At 60.0% G+C, this 12010-nt stretch carries 9 protein-coding genes and 1 pseudogene; 8 read left to right on the top strand and 2 right to left on the bottom strand.

All coding sequences use genetic code 11. The annotated features are described in order from the left end of the window. The first annotated feature begins 217 nt into the window (after window positions 1-217). The 3 genes from NFX52_RS26985 to NFX52_RS26975 all read left to right on the top strand — a co-directional run bounded on the left by NFX52_RS26985 (window position 218) and on the right by NFX52_RS26975 (window position 2263). The gene (locus tag NFX52_RS26985; RefSeq protein ID WP_055400413.1) at window positions 218-1057 is read left to right on the top strand and encodes a thymidylate synthase; all 840 of its coding nucleotides are present in this window, start codon (window positions 218-220) and stop codon (window positions 1055-1057) included. Window positions 1058-1157: 100 nt separating this feature from the next. Beyond that, window positions 1158-1757, top strand: coding sequence for a DUF4337 domain-containing protein (locus tag NFX52_RS26980; RefSeq protein WP_055400411.1), 600 nt, complete (start codon window positions 1158-1160; stop codon window positions 1755-1757). 17 nt (window positions 1758-1774) lie between these two features. After that, window positions 1775-2263 (top strand): dihydrofolate reductase, encoded by a 489-nt coding sequence (locus NFX52_RS26975; protein ID WP_055400409.1) that lies wholly within the window; start codon window positions 1775-1777, stop codon window positions 2261-2263. Window positions 2264-2570: 307 nt separating this feature from the next. On the opposite strand, the gene NFX52_RS26970 is transcribed toward NFX52_RS26975, so the two are convergent. Together NFX52_RS26970 and NFX52_RS26965 are read right to left on the bottom strand one after the other, a co-directional pair. After that, a complete protein-coding gene (locus NFX52_RS26970) occupies window positions 2571-2765 on the bottom strand; it encodes a helix-turn-helix transcriptional regulator (protein ID WP_055400415.1) in 195 nt (64 codons plus the stop codon). A gap of 349 nt (window positions 2766-3114) precedes the next feature. Continuing rightward, window positions 3115-4059, bottom strand: a pseudogene (locus NFX52_RS26965) (transposase); the annotation flags it as partial. Between the two features lie 232 nt (window positions 4060-4291). Here NFX52_RS26965 and NFX52_RS26960 point away from each other — a divergent pair. The 5 genes from NFX52_RS26960 (at window position 4292) to NFX52_RS26940 (ending at window position 11927) form a co-directional block, all read left to right on the top strand. Continuing rightward, window positions 4292-4606 (top strand): helix-turn-helix domain-containing protein, encoded by a 315-nt coding sequence (locus NFX52_RS26960; RefSeq protein ID WP_055400405.1) that lies wholly within the window; start codon window positions 4292-4294, stop codon window positions 4604-4606. Continuing rightward, window positions 4599-5630, top strand: coding sequence for an AAA family ATPase (locus tag NFX52_RS26955; RefSeq protein WP_055400403.1), 1032 nt, complete (start codon window positions 4599-4601; stop codon window positions 5628-5630). Before NFX52_RS26960 ends, NFX52_RS26955 begins: the two co-directional genes overlap by 8 nt. Beyond that, window positions 5608-8100 (top strand): S8 family peptidase, encoded by a 2493-nt coding sequence (locus tag NFX52_RS26950; RefSeq protein ID WP_252635899.1) that lies wholly within the window; start codon window positions 5608-5610, stop codon window positions 8098-8100. The genes NFX52_RS26955 and NFX52_RS26950 overlap by 23 nt, the downstream gene beginning before the upstream one ends. A gap of 35 nt (window positions 8101-8135) precedes the next feature. Beyond that, window positions 8136-10289 carry a KAP family P-loop NTPase fold protein gene (locus NFX52_RS26945; protein WP_055401273.1) on the top strand — a complete coding sequence of 718 codons (2154 nt, stop codon included), beginning with the start codon at window positions 8136-8138 and terminating at the stop codon, window positions 10287-10289. Between the two features lie 516 nt (window positions 10290-10805). Then, window positions 10806-11927 (top strand): tyrosine-type recombinase/integrase, encoded by a 1122-nt coding sequence (locus tag NFX52_RS26940; protein WP_238385720.1) that lies wholly within the window; start codon window positions 10806-10808, stop codon window positions 11925-11927. Window positions 11928-12010 lie beyond the last annotated feature (83 nt).

Here is a 12010-nt window from a genome sequence, read left to right as displayed (position 1 = left end):
ACTGCGAGCGGCCACACCTATCGCTGAAAATGCAAACGCCCGATGCGGTGCATCGGGCGTCGTTGGCCGGATAGTCCGGCTGGAGTTTTAAACCGTCCTGGGTGTCAACGCTATTCAGGACGGGTCAAAGGGCAGATGGGCGAAAAGGTCTGCGAGCTTAGCCGGTTCCAGCCGGCAGCCGCCCCCCTAAAATCGCGTCTTTCGCCTTCCAACCGCCATGACAGAACACGCCCGCCCCGTCCGCTCACAATACGAAGACTTCATGCGCCACGTGTTCACCCATGGCGTGGACAAGTCGGACCGCACGGGCACCGGCACCAAGAGCGTGTTCGGCCACCAGATGCGGTTTGATTTGAAAGAAGGCTTCCCGCTGGTCACCACGAAGAAGGTGCACCTCAAATCCATCATCCAGGAGTTGCTGTGGTTCCTCACGGGGTCGAGCAACAACAACTGGCTCAAGGAGCGCGGCGTGACCATCTGGGACGAATGGGCGCGAGAGGACGGCGACCTGGGCCCGGTGTACGGCGTGCAATGGCGCAGCTGGCCCACGCCGGACGGCGGCCACATCGACCAGATCAGCGATGTGATCAATACGCTCAAAACGAATCCCGACTCGCGCCGCATCATCGTGAGCGCCTGGAACGTGGCCGAGCTGCACAAGATGGCGCTCATGCCCTGCCATGCGTTCTTCCAGTTCTACGTGGCCCCGGCACAAGAACCCGGCGGGCGCGGCACGCTCAGCTGCCAGCTGTACCAGCGCAGCGCAGACATCTTCCTCGGAGTGCCCTTCAACATCGCCAGCTATGCACTGCTGACCCACATGGTGGCCCAGCAGTGCGATCTGGACGTGGGCGACTTCATCTGGACGGGCGGCGACTGCCACATCTACAGCAACCACCACGAGCAGGTGCAGACCCAGCTGGCGCGCACGCCCTACCCCTACCCGGTCTTGAACATCAAACGCAAGCCCGACAGCATCTTTGACTACGAGTACGAAGACTTTGAAGTGCTGGACTACCAGTGCCACCCCGCCATCAAGGCTCCTGTGGCCGTTTGATCAGCCGACATCCCTCTTTGGTACCCCCTACCTCTTGAGTCCCAAGGGCAGAGTCAACAGCGCCTTGCCTGCTTCCACCCAACACCACGAGCTTTTATCCATGTCTTCCGGCGGATTTCACGTACACGGCCCCCACGACCACGCAGTGGAGCATGCCACCCACGGCGACCACGCTGCAGCGCACGGCACCGACAGCAACTCGTCGATGAACAAGATCGCCATGTTCACCGCCATCGTGGCCACGGTGGGTGCCATTTTTGCCTACATGGGCGGCGCCACGCAAGCCAATGCCGGCCTGCTCAAGAACGACGCAGCCATCAAGAAGACCGAAGCGTCCAACCAGTGGAATTACTTCCAGTCCAAGAGCACCAAGCAGTCCCTGGCCGAGCTGGCCCGCGACCTGGCGCCCGACGACCGCAAGGCAGGCTACCAGACCAAGGTGGAGCGCTACGAGGCCGAGAAAAACGAGATCAAGGTGGTGGCCGAGAAGCTCGAAGCCGACGCCCATGAGTTCGACCGCAAGAGCGAGGCCCAGATGCACCAGCACCACCGCTGGGCACAGGCCACCACGGCGCTGCAGGTGGCGATCGCCCTGGCCGCCATTGCGTTGCTGACCAAGAAAAAATGGCTGGAGTACGGCATGTACGGCGTGGCTGCCGTGGGCCTGGGCGTGGGCGCCCTCGCCGCCTTGCATATCTGAAACAAGGAGGCCCCACCATGCCCCTGCACCTCATCTACGCCCGCGCCGCCAACGGCGTCATTGGCAAGGACAACACCATCCCATGGCACATCCCGGAGGACATGGCGCACTTCAAGCAACTCACGCAGGGCTGCGCCGTCATCATGGGCCGCAAGACCTGGGACTCATTGCCCCCGCGTTTTCGCCCCCTGCCCGGCCGCACCAACATCGTGGTCACGCGCCAGGGCGACTGGCAGGCCGAGGGCGCCGTGCGCGCCACCAGCCTGCAGGATGCGCTGCAGCAGGCACCTGCCGATCAGACGGTGTGGGTGATAGGCGGCGCGCAGATCTACGCCGAGGCCCTGCCCCTGGCCGACCGCCTGGAAGTGACCGAGATCGACCAGGATTTCGACGGGGATGCCTACGCGCCCACGCTGGGTGCGCCGTGGACAGAATCCGCACGCAGCCGCCACGTCAGCACCAAGGGGCTGCCCTTCAGCTTTGTGACCTACGTGCGCGCAGGTTGACACGGCTCCGGAACGCAAAGCTCATCAATTGATAGCACTTAGCGCTTACCCATCAAGCGCTGGAGGCAAAAAACATGCAAATCGCCACCTGCAATGCCAATTGCAATATCAACTCGTATCAGGACATAGCAGGAAATCAGTAGATAACCTGTTGTCACAACTTGATTTTTTTCCACTCCGTACCACCTCGTCTCGGAGCATGTCGGGGTAGATTTGTAGCCACGCTTGTAGCTAGAATCTGTAGCCACATGCGTAGCTAGAAATTGACCTACACACACGCCGATATCCGCTGCCCGCCTGACCTCATTCAGTCCCTTGCCCCCTGCTCTGCGATCCATTGTCGGATGTCTTCGACACGCCACGCCGTGATCCGCTCAGACAATTTCACGGGGGCAGGGAAAGTGCCCGCGCTGACTCGACGCCACAGCGTGGCTCTCGAGAATGGGATGAACACCAAGACCTGCGCCTGACGGACAAATCCCGTTTGAGGCAGTGTAGGCATAGCGCGGGAAAAATCGTCAGCGGGACGGTCGGCCAGGGTCTGGGGGGACTGAAGAGAAGAAAGCATGCCCGATGTTGCCTGAAGGCCTTGGGTGCAGATGTGTCTGGCTTAGCTACGCCTCATAAATTCATTTCCGCTGCCATGAACTCGCTCAGCCGTATCAAGAATTTCCTCGCGAGCTGAAACGACGATGTTTTCCCGAGCAGCGGTTTCGATCCATTCGGCGCTCCCTCACAGGTCGGGCAAGCATTGCGCCGACTTATCTGCGAGGGTCGGCTGGTGCGCCTGGGGCTGAAGTGGGCAAGTCGTGAGCAGTGGTCGCAGCGGCACTTGTCCCCGTATTTCCCCCTCAAGCGGCCCTCATCGCCCCCATCCTGCGCAGATTCAGCGCCATGCACACGAGCTTGAACTCGGCTTTTGCCTTCTCCAAACCGCGCATGCTGAACTGGCGAAACCCCAGCACATTCTTGATCCAGCCGTTGGGCGGCTCGGCGATCCATTTGCGCTTTCTATAGTCCTTCTGGCCTTGCTCGGTTTGTAACTTGACCGCCATGGCCACCGTGTGCGGGTAGCGCTTGGCGTCTTTGGGCGCACCGCGTGCCTTGCCCTCACGCCCCAGCGCAATCACCAGTTCAGTATCGGGGTGCGTTTGGGCCAGCTTTGCCATCACCGCTTCGCTGCGGTAGCCCGCATCGGCCAGGACTTGGACTGCCTGCGCGCCAGTGTGGGTTTGCACCGCATCCAGCACCATGGGCAGTTGCTGTACGTCCGTGCTGGCATTGACCACCTCGGCGGCCACGATGATGTGATGACTCTCGTCCACTGCAGTCTGGGCGTTGTAGCTGTAATCAAAGCCTCCGCCTGCGCGCTTCATGATGCGGCTGTCAGGGTCAGTGAAGCTGCTCTGGGCCTTGGGCTCGGGGATGTCGAAGTCGCGTTTGTAAGGGCGGCCTCCTTTGGGCTTGCCGTCCTTGCCGCGGGGTTTGCGTTCATCGCCGGGGCTGCGGCCTCGCTGTGTATCGGCTTGGGCTTGGCGCTCCTGCAGACGGGCTTTGGCCGCTTCAATGGCCGCCAGTCTGGCTTGCCTGCGCTCCAGCTCTGCCGGGATGTCCAGATCGGGCTCGTTCTTCTCGGCTTCGTCGGTGTGGGCTGCTTTGTGCAGCAATGCGGCAATCTGGGCTTTGAGTTCGGCCTCGGTGCTTTGCATGCGGGCGTAGCTCATGGCTTTGTGGCGGCTGGCATTCGCTTTGACCTTGGTGCCATCTACGGCGATGGTGCCCAGCCTGACCAGACCGCTGCGATCAAGAGCAGGCGGTCGAGGGCGTCGCCAAGCGCTTTCCAGGCAACAGACACCGGAATAGCGAAGGTGCATTTTTTGCGCCTCCAATCGGGGGAGCGATCATGGAATCCGTTGCCCAGCAAGCTGGATCCGAATTTCACTGCTGGTAAAATCAAAACGCGTCAACGTTTGGCGCAGCTATGAACTTCTGCGCGCTTGCGTTAGACCTCTTGTGGAGACCTTGACGATGAACGTTGGCCATGCAATTCGGCTGTGCCGCACGCAGCGCAAGGCATCCCAAACCGATGTTGCGCACAAAGCGAGCTGCTCAGTGTCGTACCTCTCCATGCTGGAGAACAACAAGCGTGACCCGACGCTGTCAACGCTGACCAAGATTGCCAGTGCCCTCCACGTTCCGATCGGCGTGCTGTTCGTCCTTGCTTCGGAGCACGATGACCTCGGCAACGTCGACAAGAAGCTCACCGGTGCCCTCGCACAATCGGCCTTGGCGTCACTGGGCAAGAGCCCCGAACCAACACACGCAGGCGGACGTCATGGCTAGCGCAGAACAACTCAAGGCGCTCTTGAAGTCCCACATCAACCGGGACGATCGACAGTTCTACTCTGTCGCCATGCAGGTTGCTGCCCACGAAGCCAAGGTGGGCCACGGCAAGTTGGCGATGGAGCTGCGCGACATGATCGATGCGGCCAAGGCGCATGCAGCGTCCGACGAGCAGCAGCACAAGCTGGTGCCGCTGGCTAGGCCGCGCGGTGAGTTAGCAAGTCTCTTGAGTGTCACCTATCCCAAGAATCGCTTGGCGGACATGGTGCTCGACGACCAGGCGACGGAGCAGCTACAGCGCATCATGAAGGAGCAGCGCATGTTTGCTCGCATCCGCGAGCATGGACTGTCGCCACGTCGCAAGCTGCTGCTGGTTGGTCCGCCCGGCACGGGCAAAACTATGACGGCCTCCGCTCTTGCAGGTGAGCTTGGTATTCCGCTTTTCCTTGTGCGCCTTGATGCATTGATCACCAAGTTCATGGGGGAGACAGCAGCCAAGCTGCGGCAGGTCTTTGACGCCATCGCCGAAGTCCGAGGCATCTACTTCTTCGACGAGTTCGATGCCATCGGTTCACAGCGTGGCCTTGCCAACGATGTGGGCGAAATCAGGCGGGTGCTCAACAGCTTTTTGCAGATGATCGAGCATGACCAGTCCAATAGCCTGATCATCGCCGCGACCAACCATCCGGAAATTTTGGACTACGCTTTGTTCCGTCGCTTCGACGACGTGATCGAGTACCACCTTCCCACGCCCGAACAGGCGGCCAATCTGATCAGATCGCGCCTGGGCAACTTTGCCCCCAAGCCGTTTCTGGTGAAGGCCATTGCCGCGAAAGCGCAAGGGTTGAGTTATGCGGAGATCCGCCGTGCGATCGACGAGTCCATCAAAGAGGCCGTCATGCACGACGAAGAGCGCGTCAAGGGGGACATACTGAGCAAGGCATTGGCAGAACGTCGGCAGCTCAGTCAAAAAATAGCCAACAACAAGACTGCGTCGAATCATGCCGGAACAACCACACGATAGGCGACCGCACCTCGTTCTTCACGACACCTCGACGCCCAAGGCATTCACGGCTCACACGCCGAACGGCGGGAGCAAACCAACCATTCCTGATTTGCCGCGCCAGCAACATGGCCAAGCGCTGCAGCGTCAGATTCAGGATCTCAAGCCGTTGCTGACCGCCGCGGTTGCGGCACAGCAAGAGCAAGAGCTTCAAAGCGGATTGGGCCTGCAGATCCACTTCGTCAGTCAACCCGATGTGGAACTTGCCTTCCAGAGTCTTGCCGACGATCGCCAGAAGATCGAGTTGCTCAGCGTGCGCCAGGAAGGCGAACACACGTTCGCCAACGTGTTCGTTCCCGATGGCAAGCTGGAGCACTTCGAGAAGTACGTTGCAGAGTACCTTGAAGAAAAGAAAGACAAGAACGGGAACGCCAGAGATCACCGGACACTGCTGAACACCATCGAGTCCATCCGCGCTACCGAACTCCGCGCGCTGTGGACGGATGACATTTCGCTGTTGCCCACGGACCCCACCGTGCCGTTCTGGTGGGAGGTCTGGCTTCCCGTTCGTGAGCAGCGACAGGCCGTGGTCGAAGATTTCAGAAAGCTGGCAGCGCTGGCCGAATGCGTGGTCAGCGACCAGCAGGCCGATTTTCCGGAACGCACCGTCCTGCTGATGTACGGCTCCGAGCGGCAGTTCTCGCGTTCCGTGATGACGTTGAACTGCGTCGCGGAGTTGCGCCTGGCGAAAGAGACCGCCAGCTTTTTCGACGAGATGCATGTCGGGGAACAGCGCGAATGGGCGGATGAACTGCTGCAGCGCACGCGCTTTGCGCGGGAGGATGACGAGACGCCGCGCGTCTGTCTTCTCGACTCGGGCGTCAATCGCGGCCATCCACTGCTGGCGCCACTCATCGCGGCCGACGACATGCACAGTGCCGATCCGACGGGCCTGGCCGATGACACCGCCAATCACGGCACTGGTATGGCAGGCCTGGCCGCCTATGGCGACCTCACGGAGGCAATTTCCACGGCCTCGCCGGTTGACATCGAACATCGTCTGGAGTCCGTGCGGCTCGTGGCGGCTGGAGGCGCCAATCCCGGCCCGCCGTCCTTTCACGCGTCGCTGTTCAGCGACGCCGTCGCGCGGCCGGAGATCTCGTTCCCTAACCGCAGGCGCGTCTTTTGCTCGGCGATCACCGCGTCGGACTATCGAGACCGGGGTAGGCCCTCATCCTGGTCATCGACTGTGGACAGCCTCGCCGCCGATGCTGATGGCAGTGGACAGTTCCCCCGTCTGTTCATCCTCTCCGCTGGCAATACGGATGACCCTGCCGCTTGGGCCGACTATCCGGCAAGCCTATCGACCAATCTCGTTCACGACCCCGGTCAGGCATGGAACGCCTTAACCGTCGGCGCATGTACTTCCAAGTCCGATACTCAGGACATCAACTACACGGCATTGGCGCCAAGCGGCGACCTGAGTCCGTACACCACGACCTCAGCTGCGTGGGAGAGCGCTTGGCCACTGAAGCCCGATGTGGTGTTGGAAGGCGGGAACTTGGGCGACAACGGCCTCGGGCCGATGGGCATGAGCAGTCTGCACCTGCTTTCCACGAACAACGAGCCCCTGGCTCGGCTCTTCACAACATTCAACGCCACCAGTGCCGCCTCTGCCCTGTGCGCCCGCATGGCAGCACAAATCGTTGCCGCGTACCCCAGCCTGCGTCCCGAGACCATCCGGGCTCTGATCGCGCATTCCGCCGAATGGACTCCGGCCATGCGCGCCCGGTACCTGCCAGCGGCGGGAACGCCCACCAAGAACGAGTACACGAACCTCATCCGGCATTGCGGCTGGGGGGAACCCGACCTGGGGCGTGCGCTCTGGAGCGCAGGAAATTCGCTCACGCTGGTGGTCGAAGATTCGGTGCATCCCTACAAGAAGGAAAAAGGCAAGAGTCCCGCGAGCCGCGACATGAACCTGCACGCCCTGCCCTGGCCCCGCGAAGAGCTGGAGGCATTGCAGGCTGCCCGCGTGCAGATGCGGGTGACACTGTCCTACTTTGTCGAACCCAATCCTTCAGCCCGAGGCGCCGCCTCGAAGTTCTACTATCCGTCGCACCGACTTCGCTTTGACGTTCAACGCCCGCTCGACGCATCCACAGCCGACTTCGTGGCCCGCGTCAACGCAGCCGCGCAGCGCGAGGACGAAGGCGATCCGGTGAACCCGCGCGACCCCGACTGGTACCTGGGTGAACGGCAGCGGCATCGTGGCTCGCTTCACCAGGACGTGTGGGAAGGCACAGCGGCTGACCTAGCAAGCCGAGGGTTCCTGGCCGTGTATCCCGCGGCAGGATGGTGGCGGACTCGCCCAGCCCTCGAACGCTACGACCTGCCGGCGCGCTACAGCTTGGTGGTGTCGATCCGGACCGAACAGACCGAGATCGACCTGTACAACGCGATCGCCCAGAAGGTAGAAATTGTGACGTGACCATCTATGCGAGCGGACTTCGAGACGAATGACTCATGAACGACACAGACGCTGGCATCAATTTCGACATTCCCCTGCAGGCCGCAAACGCACTACAAGGCGACAAGCTGGATCGCACCGGATATGCAGAGTCCGCCGCCGCGGCACTGAGAAAGGTTTCATCCTCTGCAGGGCTGGTCGTCTCCATAGAAGGCGCCTGGGGCAGCGGTAAGACCTCGGCCCTGGCCATGATCGAGGCGATCCTGAATCAGCCAGGCTCTGCACATCAGCCGTTGATCGTCCACTTCAACCCGTGGCTGGTCGGCGAGAAGGATGCTTTGCTGAGGCATTTCCTGTCGCGGATCGCCGGGGCCATCAACCTGAGTGATCACAGCCGTGATGGAAAGAAAGTCGCCAAGGAAATCAAAGCCTATTCGAAGGCTTTCGATTTGGTCAAACTCATTCCAGGCGCGGAACCCTGGACCTCGCTGATCAAGTCGGTGTTCGATGCCGTCGGAGACGCGACCGGTTCAATCGCTGAGTACAAAACTCCCGACATCGAAGCCTACAAGCAGAAGGTGGAAGAAGCGCTGCGCCAGTTCCAGCGGCCCATCATCGTGTTCATTGATGACATCGATCGGCTCTTTCCGAACGAAGTATTTGAGATGGTCCGCATCATCAAGGCGGTGGGTGAACTGCCCCACGTAGGGTATGTTCTGGCGTGGGACTCGGCATACGTCAGCAGTGCGCTGGAAAAACTGGGTGTTCCCTACGCCAGCAGCTACCTGGACAAGGTGGTGCAGATACGCATGCCCCTGCCGAGCCTCTCACTTTCGGCGCGCAGGAAGCTCATCAACGACGCACTGGACGAACTGCCGCCGGAAGCGCTCGTACCTCGGTTCAAAGAACATGATCAGCGTCTTTCTGGCCTCTACTATTCCGGCTTGCGTGAATTGCTGGACCAGCCGCGCGATATGGCTCGGGTGTTCAACGCCGTCCGCATGATAGAGCCCCCGCTTCGAGGAGAAATCGTCTTCGCCGACATTCTCGGGCTCGCCGCGCTCTCGGTGAAAGCGCCCGCCGTCTTCGAACTGCTGCGCAGAAATCCAAGACTGTTTGTGGGCAGGCTCGTCGACGATCATGGTCTTCTCGAAAAATCGGAAGATGTGATCAAGGATCGGACGCCGGAGCGTAAGCTCGCCTATGACGCTTCCAGTTCCCCGTCGGGCGTTCAGCGCGTCGTCCACTATCTCTTTCCATCGGTGGCAGAAGCGGAGGATTCCTATGCATTGGGACGCGCCTCCTATGTCGATGGCACCATCGCCCATCCCGCCAGGTTAGCAGTCGCACTCCAGCTCAGCGTGACCTCCGGTGATGTCAGCCTGGAGGCAGCCAAACGGTATCTGCAGCAGCCAGAGCAGCGACTGGCAGTCATCGGATCGCTCACCACAGAGAATTGTTACGCGTTTCTTGAACTGCTTGGGGATGTTGCCCAATCGCTGGGCGGCGAAGGCATTGTGGACCTAGATGATCTCTGCATGGCGATCGCCGGCCTGCCAGAGCAAGCCTTGTTCGTAGACCGCACCAAAGCCGGCAAGGAATCCATCGGCCTGAACGCTGAAGACAACGCCCTGCGTGCGGTTGTCATGCTCCTCAAGTCCGTGGACCCTGATCGCACGGAGGCGTTGGCGGAAAGAATCGCGACAGATTCAAGGACTCTGTCCTGTGCCGCAGAAATCGTAACGCAAAGCTACGTGCCGCAACGACAGCGCTATTCGGAACAGCTTACCGCGCCAGCTGGCGCTCGCGATGGTGTTCTCCAGGCCTTTGCCGCGAATGTGTTGAAGGCAGCGAAGGAGGATCGACTGTTCCAGATGAACAATCCGGGCTTCATCCTGTGGACATTGGCCCGCTCCGTACCCACTGACTGTCCTGCGGTCTATGCAGCCGTGAAAGCCGTGCAACCTTCATTGGACAACTTCGCCCTGGAATTTCTGCGCAACAGTTGGGATTCAACCAACGGCCAGACATACAGCCTGCCACGCGACGAGTCGCTGCACTCCGTCTACTGCCCCATCGATGATTTCAAGGCGCATGCGGCCTCTCGTTTGGAGGACGAGAGCCTGCGCAACCCCGGGAAAGCCGCTTGGCGGTCTGTAGTCGAAGGGAAAAATCTGTATGGGGTGGATGGCTCCGAAGCGAGAAGATGACTTCGTTAGCTCTGCGTGCGGTTGCAAGACCCGCCCTAACTAAGCGCCGTGAGGGTGACGACTGCTAGCTGATGGTTACAAGGCAGTCGAGAGGCGCGCGCCAAGTGCTGCCATCGCTGCAATACAGATCTTGACCCTTCTTGCTAAATCTGCTTCGGTAAGGCAAAACGCATGTAGTCTCACTACATCTCACCATTTTTGTGTAGCTAGACACGTAGTTAAGAACCTCAACTCAGCGGATTTTCCTAAGAAAATCAACAAGATACAAAGAGTAAAAATTGTAATGAAAATTGCCTGCTGCAATGCCTACTGCAACATCAACACGTATCAAGGAATTCCAGTCGACAACTAGATAAGCCGTTGTCACCGCATAACTTTTTGCCACTACGTACCACTCCGTTTCAGGGCATGTCGGACTGGATTTGTAGCCAGGTTTGTAGCTAGAATCTGTAGCCAGAGACGTAGCTAGGAAATTGATGTTGCGCCTCCGCTCGAAGTAGATGAGCTGTCGTAGACATGACCTCGGTCGATCGTCACCAGAGGTTCTGTACGGAGGACTTCAAGGTGGCAAAGAGAGGCAAGAACCTTCTGACACCAGTGCAGATCCAGCACTGGATTCGCGCTCGCCAACCCATCGCGCGAACTGACGGCGACGGACTCACCTTCACGCTCTCGGCAGCGGGCACCGCCACCTGGGTTCTCCGCTATCAGTTCGGCGGACGGGCTCGCGAGCTAACGCTCGGTAACTATCCCGACATCAGCCTTCCAACCGCCCGTCAATTGGCGCGGGAGAAGCGCGTCGAAATCGACAAGGGCGGCGACCCAGCCATCACCAAGAAACAGGAGAAGGTCCGCGTTCGGGCGACTTGGAGCGTTCGCGAGTTGGCTGAGGACTACCGGGAAAAGATCGTTGCAGCATTGGCGGAGAGCACCCAAGAGGCCCGCAACGCAGATCTCGACCAAGTCATCATCCCGAAACTCGGTGCGATGCTGGTTACCAGCGTGACGTCAGCAGACATCGTGGGCTTGATCGCCGACTCAGGGCGCACCTGGACGATGTGCAAACGGCTACGCTCGACCTGCAATCGGCTGTTCACTCATGCACTAGGGAAGCGGCTGATTCACATCAACCCTACAGTAGGCATCGATTTGGTCTCCGTCATTGGTCAGCGCCCGCCCGTGCGCCGCAGGCTAATGTTGTCCGAAACCGAGTTGAGAACCCTACTGCCCGACATCAAGTCGATTGGCGCAGAGAACGCTCTGGCCTTCAGAATCTTGCTTGCGACGTGCGTACGGACGATCGAGCTCGTCAAAGCGCAGTGGGTCAACGTGGACCTGGAAAAGGGCATCTGGATTGTCACTGAGGACACGGTAAAGACTCGGCGCGGCTACGTGGTTCCCCTTTGCCCGACGGTGGTGTCGTGGTTCCGCGAATTGAAGACGTGCGCGGGAGACTCGCGCTGGGTACTCCCCGCTCGTCGTGGTCACCGACGAGCCAGGCTCGGTGGCGATACGCACGTCGGCAACAGCACTCTCTGGGCGGCCTTGACCCGCAGATTCAAAAGAGGCGGACTGGACATACGCCGGTTTACGCGGGCGTGTCCGAATTTTTGTGTAAACGGTTCGGACTTCAGTTGACGGAGATGCGGTCTCCGAACTGAATGGTAAATCGGGTCAGCGCTGCCTTCCAATCCCGAATCGGCATGGTCCACTTCTGACTG

Origin of the sequence: Acidovorax facilis (assembly GCF_023913775.1) — a bacterium.
In the GTDB taxonomy this organism is placed as follows: domain Bacteria; phylum Pseudomonadota; class Gammaproteobacteria; order Burkholderiales; family Burkholderiaceae_C; genus Acidovorax; species Acidovorax facilis.
Note: the sequence above shows the minus strand (reverse complement) of the source record. Positions and strands in the feature narration are given on the sequence as shown.

What these genes read in the sequence shown, in the direction of transcription:
- NFX52_RS26985 (WP_055400413.1), top strand. Translation starts at nt 218, where the DNA reads ATGACAGAACACGCCCGCCCCGTCCGCTCACAATACGAAGACTTCATG.
- NFX52_RS26980 (WP_055400411.1), top strand. Translation starts at nt 1,158, where the DNA reads ATGTCTTCCGGCGGATTTCACGTACACGGCCCCCACGACCACGCAGTG.
- NFX52_RS26975 (WP_055400409.1), top strand. Translation starts at nt 1,775, where the DNA reads ATGCCCCTGCACCTCATCTACGCCCGCGCCGCCAACGGCGTCATTGGC.
- NFX52_RS26970 (WP_055400415.1), bottom strand. Translation starts at nt 2,765, where the DNA reads ATGCCTACACTGCCTCAAACGGGATTTGTCCGTCAGGCGCAGGTCTTG.
- NFX52_RS26960 (WP_055400405.1), top strand. Translation starts at nt 4,292, where the DNA reads ATGAACGTTGGCCATGCAATTCGGCTGTGCCGCACGCAGCGCAAGGCA.
- NFX52_RS26955 (WP_055400403.1), top strand. Translation starts at nt 4,599, where the DNA reads ATGGCTAGCGCAGAACAACTCAAGGCGCTCTTGAAGTCCCACATCAAC.
- NFX52_RS26950 (WP_252635899.1), top strand. Translation starts at nt 5,608, where the DNA reads ATGCCGGAACAACCACACGATAGGCGACCGCACCTCGTTCTTCACGAC.
- NFX52_RS26945 (WP_055401273.1), top strand. Translation starts at nt 8,136, where the DNA reads ATGAACGACACAGACGCTGGCATCAATTTCGACATTCCCCTGCAGGCC.
- NFX52_RS26940 (WP_238385720.1), top strand. Translation starts at nt 10,806, where the DNA reads ATGACCTCGGTCGATCGTCACCAGAGGTTCTGTACGGAGGACTTCAAG.